Origin of the sequence: Falsiroseomonas oleicola (assembly GCF_019029495.1) — a bacterium.
Taxonomy (GTDB): Bacteria; Pseudomonadota; Alphaproteobacteria; order Acetobacterales; family Acetobacteraceae; genus Falsiroseomonas; species Falsiroseomonas oleicola.
On the sequence record NZ_JAERQM010000001.1, the window covers coordinates 1,116,104 to 1,139,357 of the forward strand.

At 70.0% G+C, this 23,254-nt stretch carries 24 protein-coding genes; 12 read left to right on the forward strand and 12 right to left on the reverse strand.

Annotated elements, in window-relative coordinates:
* Positions 1 to 81: 81 nt before the first annotated feature.
* The 7 genes from JJQ90_RS05340 to JJQ90_RS05370 all read right to left on the reverse strand — a co-directional run bounded on the left by JJQ90_RS05340 (position 82) and on the right by JJQ90_RS05370 (position 7,426).
* Positions 82 to 981 carry an amidohydrolase family protein gene (locus JJQ90_RS05340; RefSeq protein ID WP_216873410.1) on the reverse strand — a complete coding sequence of 300 codons (900 nt, stop codon included), beginning with the start codon at positions 979 to 981 and terminating at the stop codon, positions 82 to 84.
* On the reverse strand, positions 978 to 1,952 hold the full coding sequence (locus tag JJQ90_RS05345; RefSeq protein WP_216873411.1) for an ABC transporter ATP-binding protein: 975 nt from the start codon (positions 1,950 to 1,952) through the stop codon (positions 978 to 980). The genes JJQ90_RS05340 and JJQ90_RS05345 overlap by 4 nt, the downstream gene beginning before the upstream one ends.
* Positions 1,949 to 2,926 carry an ABC transporter ATP-binding protein gene (locus JJQ90_RS05350; RefSeq protein WP_216873412.1) on the reverse strand — a complete coding sequence of 326 codons (978 nt, stop codon included), beginning with the start codon at positions 2,924 to 2,926 and terminating at the stop codon, positions 1,949 to 1,951. The genes JJQ90_RS05345 and JJQ90_RS05350 overlap by 4 nt, the downstream gene beginning before the upstream one ends.
* Before the next feature lie 145 nt (positions 2,927 to 3,071).
* Positions 3,072 to 3,923, reverse strand: coding sequence for an ABC transporter permease (locus JJQ90_RS05355; protein ID WP_216873413.1), 852 nt, complete (start codon positions 3,921 to 3,923; stop codon positions 3,072 to 3,074).
* Positions 3,920 to 4,930, reverse strand: coding sequence for an ABC transporter permease (locus tag JJQ90_RS05360; RefSeq protein WP_216873414.1), 1,011 nt, complete (start codon positions 4,928 to 4,930; stop codon positions 3,920 to 3,922). The genes JJQ90_RS05355 and JJQ90_RS05360 overlap by 4 nt, the downstream gene beginning before the upstream one ends.
* On the reverse strand, positions 4,927 to 6,501 hold the full coding sequence (locus JJQ90_RS05365) for an ABC transporter substrate-binding protein (RefSeq protein WP_216873415.1): 1,575 nt from the start codon (positions 6,499 to 6,501) through the stop codon (positions 4,927 to 4,929). The genes JJQ90_RS05360 and JJQ90_RS05365 overlap by 4 nt, the downstream gene beginning before the upstream one ends.
* 85 nt (positions 6,502 to 6,586) lie before the next feature.
* A complete protein-coding gene (locus JJQ90_RS05370; protein WP_216873416.1) occupies positions 6,587 to 7,426 on the reverse strand; it encodes a cupin domain-containing protein in 840 nt (279 codons plus the stop codon).
* A gap of 119 nt (positions 7,427 to 7,545) precedes the next feature.
* Between JJQ90_RS05370 and JJQ90_RS05375 the strand changes: the two genes are divergently transcribed.
* Entirely contained in the window at positions 7,546 to 9,054 is a 1,509-nt protein-coding gene (locus JJQ90_RS05375; protein ID WP_216873417.1) for a class I adenylate-forming enzyme family protein, read from the forward strand.
* Positions 9,054 to 9,794, forward strand: coding sequence for a sulfite exporter TauE/SafE family protein (locus JJQ90_RS05380; protein WP_216873418.1), 741 nt, complete (start codon positions 9,054 to 9,056; stop codon positions 9,792 to 9,794). Before JJQ90_RS05375 ends, JJQ90_RS05380 begins: the two co-directional genes overlap by 1 nt.
* Before the next feature lie 12 nt (positions 9,795 to 9,806).
* Here the strand turns inward: JJQ90_RS05380 and JJQ90_RS05385 are convergent, their stop codons facing one another.
* Positions 9,807 to 10,475 carry a DUF459 domain-containing protein gene (locus JJQ90_RS05385; protein ID WP_329959375.1) on the reverse strand — a complete coding sequence of 223 codons (669 nt, stop codon included), beginning with the start codon at positions 10,473 to 10,475 and terminating at the stop codon, positions 9,807 to 9,809.
* 210 nt (positions 10,476 to 10,685) lie between these two features.
* On the opposite strand from JJQ90_RS05385, the gene JJQ90_RS05390 reads away from it, so the two are divergent.
* On the forward strand, positions 10,686 to 11,990 hold the full coding sequence (locus JJQ90_RS05390) for a GDSL-type esterase/lipase family protein (protein WP_216873420.1): 1,305 nt from the start codon (positions 10,686 to 10,688) through the stop codon (positions 11,988 to 11,990).
* A 4-nt stretch (positions 11,991 to 11,994) separates the two neighbouring features.
* Positions 11,995 to 13,386, forward strand: a complete 1,392-nt coding sequence (locus tag JJQ90_RS05395; RefSeq protein ID WP_216873421.1) for an MBOAT family O-acyltransferase — start codon at positions 11,995 to 11,997, stop codon at positions 13,384 to 13,386.
* Positions 13,387 to 13,552: 166 nt separating this feature from the next.
* On the opposite strand, the gene JJQ90_RS05400 is transcribed toward JJQ90_RS05395, so the two are convergent.
* Positions 13,553 to 14,236, reverse strand: a complete 684-nt coding sequence (locus JJQ90_RS05400; RefSeq protein ID WP_216873422.1) for an SGNH/GDSL hydrolase family protein — start codon at positions 14,234 to 14,236, stop codon at positions 13,553 to 13,555.
* Positions 14,237 to 14,458: 222 nt separating this feature from the next.
* Between JJQ90_RS05400 and JJQ90_RS05405 the strand changes: the two genes are divergently transcribed.
* The 8 genes from JJQ90_RS05405 to JJQ90_RS05440 all read left to right on the forward strand — a co-directional run bounded on the left by JJQ90_RS05405 (position 14,459) and on the right by JJQ90_RS05440 (position 20,257).
* The gene (locus tag JJQ90_RS05405) at positions 14,459 to 15,283 is read left to right on the forward strand and encodes a HesA/MoeB/ThiF family protein (protein WP_216873782.1); all 825 of its coding nucleotides are present in this window, start codon (positions 14,459 to 14,461) and stop codon (positions 15,281 to 15,283) included.
* Positions 15,284 to 15,322: 39 nt separating this feature from the next.
* Positions 15,323 to 15,697, forward strand: coding sequence for a DsrE family protein (locus JJQ90_RS05410; RefSeq protein WP_216873423.1), 375 nt, complete (start codon positions 15,323 to 15,325; stop codon positions 15,695 to 15,697).
* 61 nt (positions 15,698 to 15,758) lie between these two features.
* Positions 15,759 to 16,739 carry an SH3 domain-containing protein gene (locus tag JJQ90_RS05415; protein ID WP_216873424.1) on the forward strand — a complete coding sequence of 327 codons (981 nt, stop codon included), beginning with the start codon at positions 15,759 to 15,761 and terminating at the stop codon, positions 16,737 to 16,739.
* A 9-nt stretch (positions 16,740 to 16,748) separates the two neighbouring features.
* Complete coding sequence (locus tag JJQ90_RS27450; protein ID WP_216873425.1) at positions 16,749 to 17,054, forward strand: SH3-like domain-containing protein; 306 nt, start codon at positions 16,749 to 16,751, stop codon at positions 17,052 to 17,054.
* The gene (locus tag JJQ90_RS27455) at positions 17,051 to 17,338 is read left to right on the forward strand and encodes an SH3-like domain-containing protein (protein WP_216873426.1); all 288 of its coding nucleotides are present in this window, start codon (positions 17,051 to 17,053) and stop codon (positions 17,336 to 17,338) included. Before JJQ90_RS27450 ends, JJQ90_RS27455 begins: the two co-directional genes overlap by 4 nt.
* Complete coding sequence (locus JJQ90_RS05430) at positions 17,338 to 17,922, forward strand: nitrile hydratase subunit alpha (protein WP_216873427.1); 585 nt, start codon at positions 17,338 to 17,340, stop codon at positions 17,920 to 17,922. Before JJQ90_RS27455 ends, JJQ90_RS05430 begins: the two co-directional genes overlap by 1 nt.
* Before the next feature lie 100 nt (positions 17,923 to 18,022).
* Positions 18,023 to 18,415, forward strand: a complete 393-nt coding sequence (locus tag JJQ90_RS05435; RefSeq protein WP_216873428.1) for a DoxX family protein — start codon at positions 18,023 to 18,025, stop codon at positions 18,413 to 18,415.
* Between the two features lie 258 nt (positions 18,416 to 18,673).
* Positions 18,674 to 20,257: a sensor domain-containing diguanylate cyclase gene (locus JJQ90_RS05440; RefSeq protein ID WP_216873429.1), complete on the forward strand. Its 1,584-nt coding sequence runs from the start codon at positions 18,674 to 18,676 to the stop codon at positions 20,255 to 20,257.
* 46 nt (positions 20,258 to 20,303) lie between these two features.
* Here the strand turns inward: JJQ90_RS05440 and JJQ90_RS05445 are convergent, their stop codons facing one another.
* The 3 genes from JJQ90_RS05445 to rpoD all read right to left on the reverse strand — a co-directional run bounded on the left by JJQ90_RS05445 (position 20,304) and on the right by rpoD (position 23,207).
* Entirely contained in the window at positions 20,304 to 20,618 is a 315-nt protein-coding gene (locus JJQ90_RS05445; RefSeq protein ID WP_230410344.1) for an ArsR/SmtB family transcription factor, read from the reverse strand.
* A 75-nt stretch (positions 20,619 to 20,693) separates the two neighbouring features.
* Complete coding sequence (locus JJQ90_RS05450) at positions 20,694 to 21,284, reverse strand: GNAT family N-acetyltransferase (protein ID WP_216873430.1); 591 nt, start codon at positions 21,282 to 21,284, stop codon at positions 20,694 to 20,696.
* A gap of 3 nt (positions 21,285 to 21,287) precedes the next feature.
* On the reverse strand, positions 21,288 to 23,207 hold the full coding sequence (gene rpoD, locus JJQ90_RS05455) for an RNA polymerase sigma factor RpoD (protein ID WP_216873431.1): 1,920 nt from the start codon (positions 23,205 to 23,207) through the stop codon (positions 21,288 to 21,290).
* Positions 23,208 to 23,254 lie beyond the last annotated feature (47 nt).

Here is a 23,254-nt window from a genome sequence, read left to right on the forward strand (position 1 = left end):
GCCGCATTGGCGGCGGCGCCCGTTCGGGCGCTCGGCCGGCCAGAGCCGGCCGCAGGCTGCGCCGATCTTGCTTGCGTCGTGTCATGCCGGCGTATCTCTGAGGTTGAAGATTCTGATGGCGTTGTTCCGCAGAATCTTCTTCAGCGGCTCGGGCCGGAAGGCCAGGTCGTGCATCTCGTTCATCGCGCGCTCCGGGTCGATCACCGCCCAATCCGTGCCGAACAGGAATTTGTCCTGGCCGTAGGTGTTCGCATAGTGCACCGCCTGTTGTGGCCAATGTTTCGGCGCATAGGCATCACCCGCCATGTACACATTCGGGTGTTTCGTGCAGACGGAGATCATCTCGTCGGTCCAGGGGTAGCCCAGATGGATGCCGATGATGGTCAGTTCGGGGAAGTGCATCGCCACCCGGTCCAGCGTCATCGGCCGCCCGACGGAAGGCAGGCGGCGGTCGGATTGATAGACCAGGCAATGCCCGACCTGCATCATGATCGGCACGCCCAATTCCGCGCAACGGGCGTAGTAGGGGTAGTAGATCGCCGCATCCGGCGCCTCGCTGAACCAGTGCGGGTAAAAATGCCCGCCGACGAAGCCGTATTCCTTGATCGCGACATCCAGTTCCTTCAGCCCGGCGATGCCGCGGGTCGGGTCGATGCCGGCGAGGCCGGAAAAGCGGTCCGGATACTTCGCGCAGATGTCGCGCACCCATTCATAGGGGATCTCGATCGAGCCCCGCACCCGCAGGTCGCCGCAGCGCACGGCGATCAGGAAGGATCGCTCGATGCCGGCGCGGTCCATCTTGCGCAGGTAGTCCTCGATGGAGACGCCGCGGCGGTCATCCTCCTTGGTCCTGACCTGGCTGCGGAAGCGGTCATCGGTCGGGATGCGGCCCTCGGCGAAGGCTTCCGGGGTGAAGACATTCACCACGATGTCGATCGCGCCATAGCCGGTGCGGGTGGCGGCGGGGTCGAAGGTGGTCATGGACGTTCCTCGGCAGGGGTAAGGTGGTTGGTGCCGTCCGTGATGCGGACACAGGCGGCACGGTGTCCGGCTTCCACCTCCTCGAAGGGGGGCGGGCCGGTGGTGCAGTCGGGCCGCACCAACGGGCAGCCGCCGGCGAAGAAGCAGCCGGGGGGCAGGTTCACGGGGGATGGGATTTCGCCCACCACCTCATGCCGCCGCAGCTTCACCAAGGGGTCCGGCGGCAGATGCGCCGACAGCAGCACCTGGGTGTAGGGATGCGCGGGGTTGGCAAAAAGCTGTTCCGCCGGCGCCTGTTCCGCAACCCGGCCGAGATACAGCACGGCCACGCGGTGGGAGACGAGGCGCACCGTTTCCAGGTCGTGGCTGATGAACAGCATGGCCACGCCGGATTCGCGCTGCAACTCGTCCAGCAATTGCAGGATGCCGGCGCGCACCGAGAGGTCGAGCGAGCTGGTCGGCTCATCCAGCACGATCAGCTTCGGCCGGTTGGCGATGGCGCGCGCGATGGAGACCCGCTGCAACTGCCCGCCCGACAATTCGTGCGGATAGCGGGCGAGCGAGGCCGCCGGCAGGCGCACGCGATCCGCCAGCCGGCGGATCTCCGCCGCGCGGCTGGCGGCATCGCCCTGGCCGTGCAGCGTCAGCGGTTCCTCCATCAGGTGGCCGATGGTCATGCGCGGGTTCAGCGCGCCCCAGGGGTCCTGGAAGACGATCTGCAGGCGCGCACGCAGCTTGCGGAGCGCGGCGGCGCCGAGATGGGTGATGTCCTCGCCTTCGAACAGGATCTGCCCGCCGGTCGGCGCCAGCAGCCGCGTGACCAGCAGGCCGATGGTGGATTTGCCGGAGCCGGATTCGCCGACCAGCCCGAGCGTCTCCCCGGCCGCGATATCGAAGGAGACATCGTTGACGGCATGCACGCCGCCGGGGAAGCGGTGGATCAGGTTGCGGACGGAGAGGACGGGGCTCATGCCGCCTCCCCCGCGAAATGGCAGGCGGCGCCGTGACTGTCGGAGACGGCGATGCGCGGCGGTGGCGCCAGGCAGGCAGTGGTCGCGCGGGGGCAGCGGTCGCGGTACAGGCAGCCGGTCGGCAGGTTGTAGAGGTCGGGCGGCGTGCCGCCGGTCAGCGTCCAGCCGAGCTGCGCGATGCGGCCCGGCGTGCTGGCGATCAGCGCCTGGGTATAGGGATGGGCGGGGCGGGCGAAGACCTGCTGCACCGGCCCGTCCTCAATGATCTGGCCGGCGAACATCACCGCCACGCGCTGGCAGTAATGCGCGACCACGCCGAGGTCATGGGTGATGACCAGCGCACCCAGGTTCCGCGCCGCCACGATGTCCCGCAGCGTGTCCAGCACCTGCGCCTGCACGGTCACGTCCAGGCCCGTGGTGGGTTCGTCCGCGATGATGAGGGCGGGGTCGTTGACCAGTGCCATGGCGATCAGCACGCGCTGCGCCATGCCGCCGGACAATTCATGCGGCCAGGCCTGCATGCGCCGCGCCGGGTCCGGAATCCGCACGGCGGCCAGCATCGCCTCCGCCTTCGCGCGTGCCGCCGCGCCACGCGCGGTGCCGTGCACGCGCTGCATGCGCACAAGCTGGTCGCCGACGCGCTTCAGCGGGTCGAGCGAGGTCAGCGGCGACTGCACGATCATCGCCATCCGCCGCCCGCGGATTTTTTCCAATACGCGATCGGGCTGGCCGATGATCTCCTGGCCTTCGAAGCGGATGGAGCCCCGCGGGATGCGGGCGGGCGGGCGCAGCAGGCCCATGGCGGCGAGCGCGGTCAGCGACTTGCCAGCGCCGGTCTCGCCGACCAGCCCCACCACCTCGCCAGCCGCGACGGTGAAGGAGACACCGTTCAGCGCGCGCGCGATGCGCAATTGGTTGTCGAGCCCGCGCGCGACGAATTCGACATGCAGGTCCTGAACGTCAAGCAGGGTCATATGGACCGGACGAAGGCTTCGCCTTCGTCCCCCTCAGACGCCGGGCGGGCCGCATCCGCGGCCCTTGGCTTCGCGCCATCAGGCGCGGCGCCCATTCGGGCGCTCGGCCCTTCGGGCCGCAACGGGATCATTCTCCGGATGGCCATCATTTGCCCGTCGCCCGCCGCTTCGGATCGAGCAGGTCCGACAGCCCATCCCCCGCCAGGTTCAACCCCAGCACCATGGCGATCAGCGCCAGGCCCGGGAACAGCGCCACCCACCATTCGCCGGAGATCACATATTCCGATCCCTGCCGGATCATCGCCCCCCATTCCGGCGCCGGCGCCTGCACGCCGATGCCGATGAAGGCGAGGGTGGCGGAAATGCGCACCGCCCAGGCCATGCGCAGCGGCAATTGCGCGGTGGCGCCGAGGATGGCGTTGGGCAGGATATGCACCAGCAGCACCCGCCATTCCGGATTGCCCGCGGCGACGGCGGCACGCACGAAGGTGGCATTGCGCAGCGACAGCACCTCCGCCCGCACGATGCGCGCGAAGATCGGGCTGTCGAGAAAGCCCACCACCAGGATGACGTTGAGAAACCCCTGCCCCGTCGCCGCGACGATCGCCAGCGCCAGGATGATGGTCGGAAAGGCCCGCAGCACATCGAGGATCCGCAGAAGGATCTCGTCCACCCAGCCGCCGCGCCAGCCGGCGATCAGGCCGAGTGGAATGCCGACCACCGCCATGATGACGCCGGCCGGCAAGGCGATGCCGAAGGCGTAGCGCGCGCCATGGATGGTGCGGGAAAACACATCCATCCCATTGCCGTCGCTGCCCCACAGAAACGGGTCCGTCCCCGGCGGCTTCAGCGTCGCATAGGGAAAGGAGAGCGTCGGTGGCAGCGGCGCGATGACATCGGCCAGGGCCGCCATCACCGCGAAGACCAGGATGATGCCGAATCCCACGGCAAAAGTCGGGCTGCGGCGGGCGATGCCCAGGACATGGGTGAAGCTCATGCCCGCGCCCGCGGCTCCAGCAGCATGACGACCAGGTCGACCAAGGCGAAGACCAGCACGGAGGCCAGCGCCAGTACCAGCACATAGCCCTGCACCGCCGCGAAATCGCCGAGCAGGATGGCGTTAAGCCCCCAATGGCCGAGCCCGCCCCAGGCGAAGACGAATTCGATCAGGCTGGCGGCAGCGAGCAGGGATGTGAATTCCGACCCGACGAAGGTGATGACAGGCACCAGCGCCGCGCGCAGCGCGATGCGGCGGATGACGCGGCGCGGGAAGCCGCAGGCCCGCGCATAGCGGATATAGTCGGAGCCCATCACCTCGATGGCGATGGCGCGGGTGTGCTTGATGATCGGCGCGGTGGCGACGATGGTGAAGCAGCCGACGGGCAGCACGAGTTGCCCGGCGGCGGACCAGGCGGCTTCCCAGTTCCCGGCGATCAGGCTGTCGATCAGCACGGAGCCCGTCACCACCTCCGGCGGCGTCACCATCATGGAAACGCGGCCCATCGGCGCCGGCGCCCAGCCCAGCAGGTAGAAGAAGACGAAGATCGCCATCAGCCCGAGCCAGTAGGTGGGCAGCGAGAATCCGAACAGGGAGCCAAACCGGGAAAGCTGGTCGAACCAGCCATTCGGCCGTTCCGCCGCATGCAGCCCGAGCGGCACGCCGACCAGCGCACCGATGCCGACGGCCAGCGTCACCAACTCCAGCGTCGCCGGCAGATGGTCCGCGATGGCCTGGGTGACGGGGGAATTGCCCTGCCAGGACATGCCGAGATCACCCTGCACCAGCCGGCCAAGATATCCCCAGAACTGCGTCAGCAGCGGCTGGTCCAGCATCAGCTCCGCCCGGATGCGCGCCAGCATCGGCGCATCCGCCATCGGTCCCGCCAGCATCGCCACCGGGTCCTGATCCCCGATGCGCACCAGCATGAAGGTCAGGAACAGGATGCCGAGCAGAACCGGCAGCGCGACCAGCGCGCGCCGCAGCAGGAAGCCGCCCAGCGTCACCGATTGCAGACCAGGTCCTTCCAGACCAGCCGGTTGTGCGGCCGCCAGGTGAAGCCACGCATGCAGCTCGCAAAGACCTCATGCGTGCCGGGCAGGAAGGTCTCGATGAAGGTCGCGCTGTTCGCCTGGCTGCGCTGCGCCTCCGCCACCAGCTCCAGCCATTTCGCCTCGTCGCGCTCCACGACGGAGGCGTCGATCAGCCGGTCGAGCTCGGCATTGTTGTTGCCGTTGACGTTGGAGCCGCCGCGCGAATGGGCTGTGAGGAACATGTTGTAGGAGGGATCGGGCACGAAGGAGGAGGTCAGATGCGTCATGAAGGGCAGCGACCACACATTGATGGCGCGGCGCGCCGTCATTTCCGTTGCCGGTATGCGGCGCGGCGTCACGCGGATGCCGGCACGCGCCAGGCTCGCCTGCATCTGCAGGGCCAGCGGCTCCTCCCACCACCAGTTGGTGCTGTATTCCAGCGTGACGTCGAGGCCGTTCGGGTGGCCCGCCTCCGCCAGCAGGGCCTTCGCACGGTCGTAGTCGGTCTCATAGGCATAGGCGTCGATGGCGCCCGGGATCGGCGGGTTCAGCATGGAACGGCTGCGCGTGCCGAGGCCGAGGAACACCGCCTCCCCGATCGCATTGTAGTCGGTGGCATAGGCGACGGCCTGGCGCACGCGCTGGTCGTCGAAGGGCGCGATGCGCGGATTCATGCGCACCGTCGCGCTGCCCGGCGCAGCCACGCTTTCGACGCGGATGTTGCGGTCGCGGCGGATGTCGGCGATCTGCTGAAGCGGGATCTGCTCGGCGTATTGCACCTGGCCGGTGCGCACCAGCGCCACGCGGGTCGCCGGCGAGGGCACTTCGCGCCAGACGATGCGGGTGAAATGCGGGCGTTCGAAGACGTAGTTCGGATTGGCGACGAAGATCGCCTGCTGCCCCGCCGTCACCGATTGCACGTGATAGGGGCCGAAGCCGGCCGTGTTGGAGCCAAGCCAGCGCGCCGCGAAGGGATCTTCCGCGGTCGCGTGCTTCTTCGCTTCCGTGCTGTCGAAGATCGCCGGGATATGCAGCGTCAGGACGCTGAGAAAGATGCGGTTGGCGTCGCGCAGGCGGAAGCGCACCTCATTCGGCGAAACCGCCTCCACGCTCTCGATGCGGGCGACGTTGCGAATGAACAACCCGGTGCGGCGCTGGGCGTTGGACTTTTCGAAGGTCCAGACGACGTCGGCGGCGGTCAGCTCATTGCCGAAGGGGCTGCGCACGCCGGGGCGGATGCGGAAGACGTATTCCTTGCCGTCCTCCGACACCGTCCAGGATTCCGCCAGATGCGGCTCCACCTTGCCGGGGTCGAGTTCGGTGCGGCCATCGACCGTGCGGGTGCCGAAGCGGGTCAGCCCCTCATAGACATTGACCGAGGCCTCGATCTGGCCGGGCACCCAGATGTCGGGGTCGAAGCCGCGTGGGGTGGAGACCATGGCCATCACCATGGTGCGGTCCTGTGCGAGGGCCGGCTGCGGCGTCACGCCGAAGCTGGCGAACAGGGTGGCGGCGGCAAGCAGCAGGCGGCGTGGCGCGTTCACGGCATCCTCCTCACGCCAGCGCGGGGCCGGCGCCGTAATGTCCGGACAAGGCTAGACGTCAACTTGGATACAAGTCAACGATCCCTCAGTAACGGTCGGGCCGCTTCCAGGGTTGTGCCATCAGTGGCGCCATATCGGGCGGCAGCACCGGCTTGTGGTCCGGCTTCCAGGTGAAGGCCTGGTCCGGGTCTTCCCACAGCGTGCTCTGCGGCCCGCCGACCGAACGGAACAGCAGCACCGTGCCGGTCCAGGAGCCATAGGGCGCGTGCTTGATCATCGGCGGCCGCCAGCAATAGGCGCCCGACTGCATCACGCCGAAATCGCCCGCCAATTCACCGGAGATCATGAAGAACTCCTGCACCACCGGATGGCGTTCGCTGCGCTCGCCCTGGCGGAAGGGCATGGTGCACGTCAGGTAGGTGACCTCCCCACTGTCGGGGTCGCGCCGCAGCGTGCGCATGCGGGCGGTGGCGGCCATGGATTCCAGGCCCATCGACGCGAAGTCGCCATCCCAGACATTGTCGGTGGCGGAAAGGTGCCGCACCAGCCGGCGTTCATCGAAAGGCGTCGGCGCCACGCCGGGCCGCGCCACCGGCGTGCCCGAAAAGAAGGTCAGCACCACCGCGCCGTCCGCCGACGAAAAGCCGCTGCGCGGCATCAGCCGTGGCAGATGCGCATAGCTGTGTTCGCGGTACGCGATCCCATCCAGCTCGATCCCGCCATCCAGCACCCAGAATTCCTCATCCACCGCCAGGTGGTCCGCGCCCAGCCGATAGCCGGGCGGGTAGCGCAGGATGCAGGACAGCGCGCCGCTCTCCGCGTCGCGCGAGAGAATCTTGGCCTCGGCACCGGGCCGGGCGGCGACGGCGTCGGGCTGCCATGACAGCGCCTGCGCCTGGATCCATTCGATGTGGGGACGTGCCATGCCTGCATCGCGCCCCGTTGCACGACGCCTGTCAATGTCCTGTCCATTGACAGCGGTGGGAAAGCACCCCGATCCTGCCGCGCATGGCTGAATTCGCCCGACGCGGCGCCTCGCGCTGCATGCTGATCTCCGATGGTATCCGCGCTTCCGCGGGCCGCACCCCCGACAAGATCGCGATGCGCGAAACCGGGCGGGAGCTGACCTATGCGCGGCTGGTCGATCGCATCGCCCGCGTCGCCAATCTCTGCCATGCGGGGCTTGGCCTGCGGCATGGCGAACATGCCGCGGTGTTCTCGGCGAATTGCCTGGAATATGTCGAGATCGTCGCCGGCATGGCGGAGGCCGGCATCGCCGCCGCCACCATCGGCCCCGCCGCCTCGGCGCCAGAGATCCGCTTCATCTGCGACGACAGCGCCGCGCGGGTGATGTTCGTTTCCGCCGCGCTGGAGGAAGCCGCCCGCGCCGCAGCACCCGCCAGCGTCGAACGCTTCATCGTCATCGGCCCGGGTTATGAGGCGCTGCTGGCCGAGGCCTCCGCCGGACCCTGCGCGGTGGAGGTGGATGAGCGCGACATCTTCTCCGTCCCCTATACCTCCGGCGCCACCGGCCGGGCCAAGGGCGTGCGGCTGGCGCATCGTGGCCGCGTGCTGTCCGCCTATGCGATGGCGGCGGAACATGGCTGCTACACGCCCTATGACCGCGCCGTCGCCACCACGCCGATGTTCCACGGCGCCGGCTTCCTGATGGCGCTGACGCCGATCTTCTTCGGCGGCTTCGTGGAGGTGATGCCGCGCTTCGACATCGAGGCGCTGATGACCACCATCACCCGCATCCAGGCCACCAGCGCCTATATCGTCCCCGCCCATTTCGCCGCGCTCTTCGCGCTGCCGGAAGCTGCGCGCGCGCGCTACGATGTGCGCAGCATGAAGGCGGCCATCTCCGGCACCGCGCCGCTGCCGCAGGCCACGAAGGAACGCATCGTCGGCTTCTTCGGCGAGGGCAAGCTGTACGAACGCTACGGCACCACCGAGACCTCCATCGCCTGCTCGCTGAGCCCGCCCGACCAGCTCCGCAAGCAGGCCAGCGTCGGCCTGCCCTATCCGGCGACGCAGATGAAGATCTGCGACGGCGACGGCCAGCGTGTCGCGCAGGGCGAGGTGGGGGAGCTCTGGGTCTCCTCCCCCTATATGTTCTCGGGCTATCTGAACCTGCCGGAACAGACCGCGGCGGGCACGCGCGGCGACTGGTTCGTCACCGGCGACCTCGCCCGGCAGGATGAGGAAGGCTACCTCTATCTGGTCGATCGCAAGAACGACATGGTGATCTCGGGCGGGGAGAACATCTATCCGCGCGAGGTGGAGGAGGTGCTGCTGGCGCATCCCGCCATCGCCGAATGCGGCGTCACCGGCGCGCCGCATCCCTATTGGGGCGAAGCCGTCACCGCCTTCGTCGTCACCCGCCCCGGCATGAACGTGACGGCGGAGGAACTGGCGGCGCTCTGCCGCGACCGCCTCTCGCGCTACAAGGTGCCGAAGGACATCCGCTTCATGCCCGCTCTGCCGCGCAATGCCATGGGCAAGGTGCTGCGGCGGGAGTTGAAGGACCAGCTGCGGCGCGAAGCCGTCTGATGCTGACCGCCACGGCGGTGGCCCTGCTGGCGGGCGGGGCCTTCGCCGGCGGCTTCATCTCCGGCCTCGCCGGTTTCGGCACCGGCCTCATCGCGCTCGGCTTCTGGCTGCATGTGGTGGAGCCTTCCGCCGCGGCGACGCTGGTCGCCATCTGCTCCGTCGCCGCCCAGGCGCAGAACCTGCCGGGCATCTGGCCGGCGGTCGATCATCGCCGGGTCTGGCCGATGGTGCTCGCCGGGCTGCTGGGCATTCCGCTGGGCACGCTGCTGCTGACACGGGTGGCGCTGGACAGCTTCCGGCTCGGCATCGGGCTGCTGCTGCTGGGCTATGCCGCCTTCATGCTGCTCGGACGGTTCCAGCCGCGCATCGCCTGGGGCGGGCGGCTCGCCGATGCGGCAGTGGGGTTCGGCGGCGGCGTGCTCGGCGGGCTCGCCGGGCTGTCGGGGCCGCTGCCCACCATCTGGGCGACCCTGCGCGGCTGGGGCAAGGACCAGCGGCGCGGCGTGTTCCAGCTTTTCAACCTGGCCATCCTGGGCACGGTGGTGCTGTGGCACGCGGCCAGCGGGCTGGTCACCGCGCGGCTGGGGCTGATGGTCGCCATCGCCCTGCCCGGCACCTTCGCCGGCGCCTGGCTCGGCATCCGCGCCTATCGCCGGCTCAGCGACCGGCGCTTCCAGGATGTGGTTCTGGTGCTGCTGGCGCTGTCAGGCGCGACCCTGGTCGGGAACGCGTTGCCATAGACCCGGCGGGGTTCAGATCTCGCTCAGCCGGCCCAGCGCCGGTTCCAGCTCGGGAAAATGCTCCGAGGCCGCGTCGAACAGCAGCCCGGCGATCCGCAGATAGCCCCAGCTGGTGAAATGCACCCCATCCTCCGCCCGGAAGCTGCGGCTCGCGGTTTCCAGGGCAATGGCGGGCATGTAGCGGCCCTCGGCGTCGCTCGTCGCCTCCCAGGTATCGACCCAGACGGCGCCCGCAGCCAGTGCCGCGTCATGCTGGATGGTATTGAGCTGCCGCACCGCGCCGGCGAACTGCGATTCCCGCATATTGGGCAGGCCGAGCCAGACCACGCGGCTGCCCGCCTGGGTGGCGTGGCCCACCATTTCCGTCACCCGCCGGGCATAGTGCTCGGCATAGCCCGCGCTGCCGAAGCGGTAGCGGGTGCGCTCCTCCCGCACCACCAGGGGGCGGAAATCATTGGCGCCGATCCAGAAGGCGACGAGTTGCGGCCGGTGCTGCGCCACCAGGTCGCGGGTCACCGCGGTCCAGTCATGTTCGTCGATGCGGGTCACGCCCGTGGCATGCAGCGTGCCATTGATGACGCGCGGCGTCGGCCGGCGGCGCAGCACGGGGTTGAGCGACAGGAACATGCCCTGGGCCAGGGAGTCCCCCAGCAGCAGCAGGTTGACGCGATCCGGCGGCACCACAGGGGGCGCGGAGTCAGATCGTGCTCGGATGGATTCGGCCCTGGACGGACCAACCCCGCCACCGGCAGCGACGGCAGCCAGCATCAGGCCACGCCGGGACAAAAAGGCAGCATCGCGACCAGGCCGCATCCGGGGCACTCCGCATCCACTGGGAATTGGGGCAGAGTAGCAGCGGAGCGTGAACGAGATAAGGATGGCGACCGCAGGATGTTGGATCGACGTCGCCTGATCGGGGGCTTTTTGCCGGGACTCGGCCTGGCCACCCTGCTGCCGGGCTGCCGCAGCGACCCCGCGCCCGGCGGCACCCCGCCGGCCGAGGCGGCGCGACGGGCGGAAGGGCTCGACCCCGGCCCCGACCCGGATTTCGAGGCGCTGCTGACCGCCAGCCCCGCCGGCAACCCCTATGCCCCGCTCGGCGCCGCGCTGCGCGGGCTGGAGGCGGGACGGCAGGGCCGCGCCCTGGTGCTGATGCTGGGCGACAGCCACACCGCCTTCCCGCGCATGGCGGAACGGCTGCGCGAGTTGCTGCAGGTACGCTTCGGCGCCGTCGGCCCCGGCCGCATGCCGCCCGGCCGGGCGCAGAGCAGCTTCGTCCCCGCCGGCATCACCCTGATCCAGGAGGGAAGCTGGAGCACCGCTCATGCGCTGCGTGCCGCCACCCCCGGCCCCTTCGGCCTGGCCGGCTATCGCCTGACCGGCAGCCAGGCCGGCGACCATCTCAGCCTGGCCAGCGCCGACCCGCGCGGCTTCGACCGGCTGCACCTGACGCTGCAATGCGGACCGGAGAGCGGCAGCTTTCGCCTGATCGGCGCCGGCATTCCGGAGGCGCCGCGCGCGACCCGCACCGCCGCGCCCCGGCTGCGCCTGATCCGGCTGGACCTGCCGCCCGGCCAGCGTTCCGTGACGCTGGAACTGATGGGCGATGGGCCGGTGACGCTGCTCGGCTGGGGCGTTGACCGGCGCGGCCGGGGCGCAATGGTGGAATCCTTCGGCATCAATGGCGCCACCCTGGCGACGCTCGACAATCGCGATCCGGCGATCGTGGCGCGAGAGTTGTCGGTGGCGCCGCCGGCGCTCATCATCCTGGAATACGGGACGAATGAGGCGACCGACCGGGATTTCGACCCTGCCGCCTATGGCCTGGCCCTGTCGCGGCGCATCGCCGCGCTGCGCGCCGCCAGCCCGCGCAGCGGCATTCTGCTGATGGGTGCGCCGGATGCGGGGCGCCCGATCCGCCGGGGCCGCGGCGCCTGCCCGGTCACGCCCCTGCCGGCGCTGGCGGCGGTGCGCAGCACCCAGCGTCGCGTCGCCGCCGCCGAGCGTGTCGGCTTCTTCGACTGGGCGGAGGAGGTGACCGGCGGGCTCTGCCGCCTGCCCAGCCTGGCGCGCGCCACCCCGCCGCTGATGCGGCCGGACCTGGTGCACTTCACCACCGATGGCTACCGGCTGACGGCGGAGCGGCTGCACGCGAATCTGCTGCGCGGCGCGGGCCTCGGCGGGGCCGCGGCCTGAGACCATGCTGTTCCCGACCGGGCTGTTCGCGATCTTCTTCGCCTGCGTCTTCGGCACGCATTGGTTGCTGGTGCGCCACGCGCCCCGCGCCGTCCTGCCCTTCCTGCTGGCGGCCAGCCTGGTCTTCTATGCCGCCTTCAGCGTGGAATTCTGCGCGGCGCTCGTGGTCTTCGGCCTCTGGGCCTGGGCCTTCGGGCGGATCTGCGCGGGGCAGCGCCGGGCGGGGCTTCTGAAGCTCGGCATCGCCGGCACGCTGCTCTGGCTCGGCTGGTTCAAATATGCGGGGTTCCTGGCCGGGACGGCCTCCCCCATCGGCGTCGCGCTGGGCCTGCCGCCGCTGCCGGTGCCGGAGGTGCTGCTGCCCGTCGGCATTTCCTTCTACGTCTTCCAGGCGATCTCCTACATGGTCGACACCCATCGCGGTGATGTGCCGGCGGAGCGCTGGCCGCTGAAGGTGCTGGTCTACCTGACCTTCTTCCCGCATCTGGCCGCCGGCCCCATCGTCCGCGCCGCGCATTTCCTGCCGCAGCTCGCCCAGCTGCCGGATCGCTGGCGGGTGCCGGTGGTGATGGCGGGGCTGCTGATCCTGGGCGGGCTGGCCAAGAAGATGCTGCTGGCGAATGAGCTGGCGACCGGGCTGGTGGACCCGGTCTTCCGCGACCCCCTCGGCTTCGGGGCGGGCGACATCCTGCTGGCCTGCTATGGCTATACCATCCAGATCTGGCTGGATTTCTCCGGCTATTCGGACATGGCGATCGGGCTGGCGGCGCTGCTCGGCTACCATTTCCCGCAGAATTTCAACCAGCCCTTCCGCGCCTTGACCCTGTCGGACTTCTGGCGGCGCTGGCACATCTCGCTGTCGACCTGGCTGCGCGACTACCTGTTCAAGCCACTGGGCGGCAGCCGCGGCAGCGAAGGGCGCACCGCGCGCAACCTGCTGGTCACCATGCTGCTGGGCGGCATCTGGCACGGCGCCGCCTGGACCTTCTTGGCCTGGGGCGCGCTGCATGGGGCCGCGCTGGTGGTGGAGCGCTGGCTGGGCCTGCGCGACGTGCCGGCCAGCGCGGCGGGACGCGTCCTGCGCTGGGCGATCACCTTCCACATCGTGGTCGCCGCCTTCGTGCTGTTCCGCGCGCCGGACCTCGCCACCATCGGCACCTTGGGCCAGGGGCTGTTGGCCGGCGCGGCGGACACGGCCTGGACGCCGCGGCTGCTGGTCATCATCGCGCTCGGCCTCGGCCTGCATTTCCTGCCGCCGGATCTGCGCCAGCGGCTGGAGACGGTGCTGCGGCCGCTGCCGGCGCCACTCCTCGGCCTGGTCTTCGGCCTGGCCATGCTCGTCATCATCCTGGCGGCGCCGGAGGGCGTCGCCCCCTTCATCTACTTCCAGTTCTGAGGGGACCGCCGATGCGCCAGCCCTGGCTCCAGCCCACGCCGAACACCCGGCCCGACGATTTCTCGCCCCGCTCCGCCACCATGACGGCAGGCCGCGCGGCCTGCGTGGTCGGACTGGCGCTGCTGGTCTTCGCCGCCGGCCGGTCCGGCGCGATCCTCGATGCCGCCTATGGGCTGGACGTGCTGCCGGGGACGGAGGCGCTGATCGTCGTCACGGAAAGCTGGGATGGCGCCATGGCCATGCTCGGCGTGACGGAATCGGTGGAAGCGGCGCGCGGGCTGCTCGGCCTGGGTCGCTGAGCCATCACCCCCTGCAACCCCTGCCACCAGGCGCGATAGCCCGCGGCCGTCGGGTGCACGCCATCGGCGCTGGGATAGTCGCAGCGGGCCACCCGGCCGCGATGCAGCGCCGGCAGATGCGCCAGGCTGGCATCGGCCAGGGTCTGCGCCCGCAGCAGCGCCCGGTCGAGCGACTGGCTGCCGGATTCCAGCGCCCGGTCGCGGGCGAAGCAGCCCGGCGTCGCCCAGATGATGCGCGCCGCCGGCCAGTTCTCCATCACCGCGGCGATCTGCCGGGCGTAATCCTCGGCCGCCTCCGGCGCCAGGCCGCGCAGGTCATTGGTGCCGAAGACCAGCAGCAGACGGTCGACGCAGCGCGGCGCCTGCTGCCGCAGCCAGGTGAGGCCGGCGCCGGTCTGGGCGACCACCTGATAGCCTTCGGCGCGGGCGAAATCGGCCATGCCCACCGCGAGGCTGTCGCCGAGCAGCAGGTCCGGGCAGGCCGCATCGGCCTGCCCCGGCACCGCCGCCCAGAGCCCCAGTCCCAGTGCCGCACAGGCCAGCCATCGCATCCGCAAACCAGTTTCCTCTCTATACCCTCATACGCCGGGCGGAAACCTCCGGTTTCCTTGGCTTCGCCGCATAAGCAGCGGCGGCGCCCGTTCGGGCGCTCGGATCGGTCAAGTGACCGATCCGCCTTCTATGGTGGCATGTGCCACCGCAACCGCTAACCGGCGATGAACCGCCAGCCGCATGGCTTGCAAGCCGCCCCCTGCCGCGCCCATATCGGCGCCATGGACCTGGACTTCTCCGAGGCGGAGATCCGCCGCTATTCCCGCCACATCCTGCTTGAGGAGGTGGGCGCCATCGGCCAGGCGAAGCTGCGCCAGGCGCGCGTGCTGCTGGTCGGTGCCGGCGGGCTTGGCTCGCCGCTGGGCCTCTACCTCGCGGCGGCGGGGATCGGCAAGCTGGGGCTGATCGACGATGACCGGCTGGAACTTTCCAACCTGCAGCGGCAGGTCATCCATGACACAGGCCGCATCGGCCGCAACAAGGCCGAAAGTGCCGCCGAGACCATCGCCCGGCTGAACCCGGAAACCCAGGTGGAGGTGCATGCGCGGCGACTGGATGCCGAATGGGCCTGGGCCAATATCCCGAATTACGATCTGGTCTGCGACGGCACCGACAACTTCGCCACCCGCTTCCTGCTGGGCGATGCGTGCCACCTGCTCGGCCGGCCGCTGGTCTCGGCCGCCGTGCTGCGCTTCGAGGGCCAGCTTTCGGTCTTTCGCGGGCATGAGGGTGCGCCGCATCCCTGCCACCGCTGCCTGCACCCAGAGCCGCCGCCGGATGGACTGGTGCCGACCTGTTCCGAGGCCGGGGTGCTCGGCGCCGTCACCGGGGTGATGGGGACGCTGCAGGCGACGGAGGTGCTGAAGCTGGTGATGGGCATCGGCGAGGGCCTGTCCGGCCGCCTGCTGCTGTGGGATGCGCTGGACATGCGGTTCCGCACCGTGAAGCTGCGCCGCGACCCGGCCTGCGCCCTGTGCGGCGACCATCCGACCATCCACGACCTGTCCGCCCATGCCAGCCCTGCGGCGACGGCCTGTGCGGTCTAGGGACGGCGAGCGAGCCAGCCAGGACAGCAGGGCCGCCGCATGACCCCCCCCCTCGGCATCCTGCTGCTCTCCGGCGCGCATGACCGCGCGCATTACGCCCTGGTCCTGGCCACCGGGGCGGCGGCGATCGGGCGGGAGGTGGTGCTGTTCGCCAGCAATGCCGGCTGCCGCCTGTTACTGGCCGACACCCCTTTGCTGGCCGATGCCAGGGAGGCGCTTCTGGCCGAGCGCGGCGTCGCCACCCTCGCCGTGCTGGCGGAAGCCGCCGCCGATCTCGGCATCCGCCGCATCGCCTGCGAGGCCGGGTTGAAGGCCGAGGGGCTGGCGCCCGCGGCGCTGGCACCGGGCGTCGAGGTGGCGGGGGTGGTGACCTTCCTGGCCGCGATCGGGGCCGGGCAGATCGTCACGATCTAGCGATCACCGGGCCGCGTCTGAACGCTTGACCCGACACGGGCGGATGGGAGAGGGATCGGTCATGGTTCCTGTCCGTCCCGCCCTGCTCGCGCTGTCCCTGTTTGCCCTGGGCGCCCATTCGCTGCTGGGCCAGGCGGCGCTGGCCCAGTCCAGCCTGGCGCCGAGCCAGGGCAGCCTGCCACCGCCGCGCCCGGCCGGCCAGGCGACACCGAGGCTGGTGCCGTCCGAACAGCCGCGCAACCTGGCCGCGCCCCCGGCCCGGCCCGCCACACCGCCGCGCGCCCAGCCCAGCCAGGCCCAACCCAGCCCGACACAACCCCGGCAGGCCCAGCCCCGGCCGCCCGCGCGGCCGCAGGCCCAGGCCCCCGCCACGCCGGCCCGGCCGCAGGCGCCGCGCGCCAATCCGCCCGGGCAGCGGACACCAACGGTCGGCGGCGCCACGCCGCCACCGAATCGCCGCCCGGTGGCCGCGACGGCCGGCGCCGCTGCCGCTGCCGCGGCAGCGACTGCCGCGACCGCCGCCACGGCGCGCCCGCCGGAACCGGCCTTGCCGCCCCGCCCGGCCGCGCCCAGCACCGGGCCCGTCACCGGCCTGCCGCTGCCGCGCTTCGCCTCGCTGCGTTCAGATGAGGTGAACATGCGGGTCGGCCCCAGCACCTCCTACCCCATCGAATGGACCTTCCAGCGCCGCGACCTGCCGGTGCAGATCATCGGGGAGTTCCAGCTCTGGCGCCGCATCCGCGATCCGGACGGCGCCGAGGGCTGGGTGCATTCCTCCACTTTGGCCGGGCGCCGGACCGTGCTGGTGCGCCCGGCCACCCAGTTGGCCGGCGCCGGCAGTGCCGCATTGGGGGAGGCGACGCTGCGCCGAAGGCCGGAGGACAGCGCCGCCGCCATCGCCCGCTTCCGCCCCGGCGTCATCGCCCGCATCCGCGAATGCGGCGCCAACAGCGCCTGGTGCGAATTGCAGGCCGCCGGCCATCGCGGCTTTCTGCGTCGCGCCGAGATCTGGGGCGTGGGCAGCGACGAGGAGATCCAATAGGCTCCCGCCATGCCCGACGAAGCCCCCCTGCCTGTCCCGGCGACCCACGACATCGGCGGCGCCCCGCGCTTCCGCTGCACCCCGGTGGAACCGGATGACGAGGCCCCGCCCGACGCCTTCGGCAAGCGCGTCGATGCGCTGCGGCAGTTGCTCGCCCAGCGCGGGCTGATGACGGTGGACGAATTGCGGCGCGGGGTGGAGGCGATTCCGGAGGCCGAGTACCACGCCCTCGGCTACTACGAACGCTGGCTGCGCTCGATCACCGCCCTGATGCTGGAAAAGGGCGTCGTCCTGCCGGAGGAGCTGCACCCATGACCCGTTTCACCCCCGGCGCCCGAATCCGCGTGAAGGCGGATTTCCCCGAGACGCGCGGCCCCTGCCACATCCGCACCCCGCACTACCTGCGCGGGCGGGAAGGGCTCGTGGAGCGCCATCTGGGCGCCTTCCGCAATCCGGAGGACCTGGCCTTTGCCCGGCCGGCAGCGACCATCCCACTGTATCATGTGCGCTTCGACCAGCCGGCCCTGTGGAATGAGGGCCAGGCGGGCGACACGGTGCTGGTGGAGCTCTACGAGCATTGGCTGGAGCCCGCCGCCTGATGGCCCACGCCCCCGGCCCCGACAGCATCGCCCTGCTCGACCGCTTCACGGCGGCGCTGGCCGCCCGTGGCGTGGTGACGGAGGCGCAGATCGCCGCGCAGATCGAACGCACCGACCTCGCCGATCCGCGCATCGGCGCCGCCATGGTGGCCCGTGCCTGGACCGATCCGGACTATCACGCGCTGATGCTGCGCGATGGCAGCCAGGCGGCGGAGGCCATGGGGGTTTCCATGGCAGGGGCGCCGCCGCTCGGCGTGCTGGTCGACCGGCCGGGGGTGCATCACCTGGTCGTCTGCACCCTGTGTTCCTGCTACCCGCGCGCCGTGCTGGGCTACCCGCCGCATTGGTACAAATCCGCCGCCTATCGCGCTCGCGCGGTGCGCGACCCGCGCGGGGTGCTGGCCGAATGGGGGACCACCCTGCCGGAAGGCACCGAGATCCGGGTGGTGGACAGCACGGCGGATTACCGCTGGATGGTCCTGCCGCTGCGCCCGACCGGCACCGAGGGCTGGGATGCGGCGCGGCTGGCCGGATTGGTCGGGCGTGATGTGCTGGTGGGCACCCAGTTGCCGGTCGCGGGCTGAATGCCGGTCACGGCTGCGCGAGCCAGCGCGGCGCGGCTGTCGTATTGTGCAGTGCAGCAACCACATGACATCCCATTGAATCAACAATGGGATTTTCGTCATGTCGACCCAGACTTCGCTCGCCCTCTGGGCGCCGCGCCTGCTCTCCGTGCTGCGGATCGTCGCCGCGCTGATCTTCATGGCGCATGGCACCCAGAAGCTGCTGGGCTTCCCGCCGGGCTCCGGCGGTGGGCCGGCCGCGATGTCCCTGCCCTGGATCGCCGGGGTGATCGAGATCGTAACGGGCGTGCTGCTGACGATCGGCCTGTTCACCCGGCCTGCCGCCTTCATCGCCTCCGGCACCATGGCGGCCGCCTATTGGATGGCGCATGCGCCGCGCGATTTCTTCCCGGTGAACAATGGCGGCGATGCCGCCATCCTGTATTGCTTCGTCTTCCTCTACCTCGTCGCCGCCGGGCCGGGGCCGTGGAGTGTCGACGCGAAGCGTCGCTAACGTGGAGCACGCGAAGCGTCGCTGACGTGAGACACGCGACGCGTCGCGGAGGCGTTCTGCCTGCGGCGATAGCGGCCCGGGCACGGGGAAGTATTTGCAAGCAAAGGTAAGATCGGCCCAACCCCGGTCAACCTATTGTTGCGGTGCGGCACGGCCGATGTCAGGATGCCATCAGCAAAGCGTGGATTGCTGGGCCTCAGCGAATCGGCGCGTCGCAGGTTACCGCCACAGCCGCTTCGCGTAAGGCACTTCGAGCCGATGCAGTCCCACTCCCCGATCGGCGCATTTTCCGCGGCCCCGCGCACGGTCTGGCCCGGCCAGTCCCTGCTCCGGACTCCCCTGCGCCTGGTGGTGGCCAATCTGCTCGCGGCCCTGCTCTATGGCGGGCTCGGCGCCGCGGTGGGGCTGTTCTTCGCACAATACGGGCTGTTCCCGGCGCCGATCTGGCTGCCGGCCGGCATCGCCGCCGTGGCCTGCATGACCGGCGGAATCCGGCTGGTGCCGGGGCTGTTCCTCGGCTCCTTCGCGGTGAACTGGCTGCTGCTGGATGCCGCCCTGGCCTCCGCCGCGCTGATTTCCCTCTCCAACAGCCTCGGTCCCCTGGCCGGCGCCCTGCTGACCCGGGCGATGCGCCCTCCGACCGGGCTGTTCACCCGCCTGCAGGGCGTGCTGGGCTTCGTCGCCGGCTGCGTCGTGCTCCAGGCCGTGCTCACCGGGCTCGGCGGCACCGCCGCGCTGGTTGTCACCGGCGCCGTGCCGATGGAAGCCGCCTATTCCATCTTCTCCCGCTGGGCGCTGTGCGAGGCCGGGGGCGTGTTCTTCTTCGCGCCGCTGGTGATGCTGTGGCTGGGCGTGGAGCGCACACCCTCCTCCCCCGGCCAGCAGATCGCGCGTGGCGACACGCTGGTGCTGGCGGCGACCGCCGGTGTCGCCGCGCTGGTCTTCGCCCTGCCGCGTTCCGTCTCCGCGCTGGTGCAGCCGGAGGCGGTGGCGCTGCTGACCATCCCGGTCACCTGGGTGACGCTGCGCATTTCGCTGCGCGCCGCCTATGGGCTGCTGACGCTGATCAGCGTGGTGGCCACCGTCGGCACCCTGGCCGGGCTTGGCCCCTTCCAGCCGGACGTGGTCCCCAACCCGCTGCGCGCCGTCGGCATGATGATCGTGCTGATGGCCACCAATGCGCTGGCCCTGATGGCCCTGCTGAGCGAGCGGCGGGAGGCGGAGACGCTGCTCTCCGAGAGCAATGTGCGGCTGGTGGCGGAGGTTGCCGCGCGCACCGCGGAGCTGCGCCACCGGGCGGAAACCGATGACCTGACCGGCATCGGCAACCGGGGCCATTTCCTGCGCCTGATGGAGGAGGGTTTCGCCGAGGCGCGACGCCGCGGCAGCCCGCTGGGGCTGCTGGTGCTGGACCTGGACCATTTCCGCCCGCTGAACGACATGCGCGGCCATGCCGCCGGCGATGCGGCGCTACAGGCGGTGGCGCAGCTCTGCACGACCCAGGTGACGGGGTGGAATGCGATCCTGGGTCGCATCGGCGGCGAGGTCTTCGCCATCGCCCTGCCCGGCACCGGCACGGCGGAGACGGCGGCGCTGGCGGAGGGGCTGCGCGCCACCGTCGCCCGCCACAGCTTCCGCTTCGTGGGGGATGATGTGCCGGCGCGGATGACGGCGAGCCTGGGCGTCACCGGCCTGCTGCCGGGCGATGCCTCGGCGGAGGAGATGCTGCGGCGCGCCGATGCCGCGGTGTTCCTCGCCAAGGCCAAGGGCCGCAACCGGGTGGAGGTGCGGATGGTCAGCGAAGTGCCGAAGGAAATGCGCGCGAGCAACCTGTCGCGCTAAGGCGCGCGGGGACTGTCGCGCTGAAGGCGCGCGGGGGCTGCTGCCCTCAGCGCTTTTCGGGCGCGCAGTAAAGCCGGTAAAGCGTCTCCAGCACAGCCGCCGCCTCCGGGCTGGCCAGGCTGTAGAAGATGGTCTGGCCGTCGCGCCGCGTCTCCACCAGCCGCAGGTCGCGCATCCGCGCCAGGTGCTGCGACAGGGCGGAGGGGGCGAGGTCCACCAGCTCGGCCAATTGGCCGACGGATTTCTCACCCTCCACCATATGGCACAGCGCCATCAGGCGCTTGCCATGGGCCAAAGCGGAGAGCAGCCGCGCCGCCTCCTCCGCCTTCGCCCCCAGCGTCGCCATGGCCACCGTATCCATCCTGCCTTGTCCTCAAATATCCGGATATTCTGAAAAACCGGGCACGACGCTGTCACCCGCCGGGCGCTCGGCGGGTCAGCCCGCCCGCAGCCGTTCCGGAATCGGCAGGCCGAGGCGCAGCGGCACCGGCCAAAGCTCCCGCACCACCCGCATGATGCGGAACCCGGCCTCGACATAATTGGGCAGGGCGCGGGGATGGTCCGCGGTGCAGGTGTTCACCGTCAGCAGGCGCGGCCGCTCGGCCCAGGCGGTGTCGATGGCATGGCGCAGCAAGGCACGGCCCGCGCCACGGCCGATGGCATGGGGCATCAGGCCGAAATAGGACAGGTTGCAGCCATGGTCGCCGCCGCGGCGTTCCAGCTCGTAGAAGCCTGCCGGCTCCCCGCTTTGGTACAGGACATGGATGCTGATCTCCGGCCGCGCCAGCAGCGCGGCGATTTCCGCATCCGCCACGGTACGGCGCAGCCACCAGACATAGTCGTGGCCGACGGTGTCATACAGGTAGCGATAGAAGGGCACGGAACAGGCCGCAAGCCGCACCACGCTGGCGCCGGGCGGAAAATCCGGCGGGGCGCCGCCGGGCGGCGCATCCATGCGCAGGAAGGTGACATCCACCTCGATCCGCTGCACCGGTTCGCGGATGCCGCTGCGCGCCGGCGTCGCCATGGCTCAGTTGTCCAGGAAGCTGCGCAGCTTGCGGCTGCGGCTGGGGTGTTTCAGCTTGCGCAGCGCCTTCGCCTCGATCTGGCGGATGCGTTCCCGCGTCACGTTGAACTGCTGGCCCACTTCCTCCAGCGTGTGGTCGGTGTTCATGCCGATGCCGAAGCGCATGCGCAGCACGCGTTCCTCGCGCGGCGTCAGGCTGGACAGGACCCGCGTGGTGGCCTCCCGCAGGTTGGACTGGATCGCGGCATCCAGCGGGATGATGGCGTTCTTGTCCTCGATGAAGTCGCCGAGGTGGCTGTCCTCCTCGTCGCCGATCGGCGTTTCGAGGCTGATCGGCTCCTTCGCGATCTTCAGCACCTTCCGGACCTTTTCCAGCGGCATGCCGAGCTTCTCGGCAAGTTCCTCCGGCGTCGGTTCGCGGCCGATCTCGTGCAGCATTTGCCGAGACGTGCGCACCAGCTTGTTGATCGTCTCGATCATATGCACGGGGATGCGGATCGTGCGCGCCTGGTCGGCGATGCTGCGCGTGATCGCCTGCCGGATCCACCAGGTGGCATAGGTGGAAAACTTGTAGCCGCGGCGGTACTCGAACTTATCCACGGCCTTCATCAGGCCGATATTGCCTTCCTGGATCAGGTCCAGGAACTGCAGGCCGCGATTGGTGTATTTCTTGGCGATGGAGATGACGAGGCGCAGGTTGGCCTCGATCATCTCCTTCTTCGCCTGGGTCATGTCGCGCTCGCCGCGCGACACGGTCTGGTAGACGCGCCGGAAGTCCGGCACGGGCAGGCCGGTATCGGCGGCAACCCGCGCGATCTCGGCGCGAATGGCTTCCGCATCGTCCTTGGAGCGGGCAACAAAGGTCTTCCAGCCGCGCGTCTGCAACTTGCTGATACGCTCGAACCAGGCCGGGTCCAGCTCGCTGCCGCGCCACTGTTCCAGGAATTCCTCGCGCTTGACCTTCTGAGCCTCGGCCAGGCGCAGCACCTGGCCTTCCAGCGTGGTCTGGCGGCGGTTCAGGCCCTTGAGCTGGTCGACCAGCTCCTCAATGCGGTTGTTGTGGAGATGCACCTTCTCCACCAGCCCCACCAGTTCCTGGCGCTGCTTCTCATAGGTCTTCTCGGAACGCTGCGAGTTCTCGCCGCCGGAGGTATAGGCATCCATCCGCTTCGACGAGAGTTTCTGCAGCTTGCCGAACAGGCTCTCGATCTGTTCGAAGGCGAGCAATGCCTCCGGCTTCAGCTTTTCCTCCAGCGCGGAGAGGGACAGGCCGACGCCTTCGGCGGCCTCGTCGCCTTCCTCATATTCTTCCTCGGGCGGCGGCGTGCCCTCCGGCGTGTTGGCGCCAGCGGTCGCCTCCAGGTCGATGACATCCCGCAGAAGCATGCGGCCTTCCTTGACCGCCTCATGCCAGGCGACGATGGCTTTGAAGGTCAGCGGGCTTTCGCACAGCCCGCCGATCATCATGTCGCGGCCGGCCTCGATGCGCTTGGCGATGGCGATCTCGCCCTCGCGGGACAGCAGTTCGACGCTGCCCATCTCGCGCAGATACATGCGGACCGGGTCGTCGGTGCGGCCGAGATTGGCCTCATCGACATTGCCGCCGCCTTCCTCGTCGTCCTTCTCGTCTTCCTCGGCCTTGGCGGGCTTTTCGGCCGCGGCCTCGCCGTCCTCCGTCTCCTCGGATTCGACGACGTTGATGCCGAGCTCGTTGAGCGTCGCCATCGTGTCCTCGATGAGTTCGGAGGACACCTGCTCGGACGGCAGGGCAGCGTTCAGTTCATCATAGGTGACGTAGCCGCGTTCCTTGCCGCGGGCGATCAGCTTCTTGACCGAGGCCGTCAGGGTGTCGAGCAGCACGCCTTCCACCGCTTCGTCGCGTCCATCCGCCGTGTCGGTGCCATTCGCGGCCTTGCTCGCCATGCCTTTTCCCGCTCCGTCAAAGGCGCCCTGGCCAGGCCGGGCCTGGG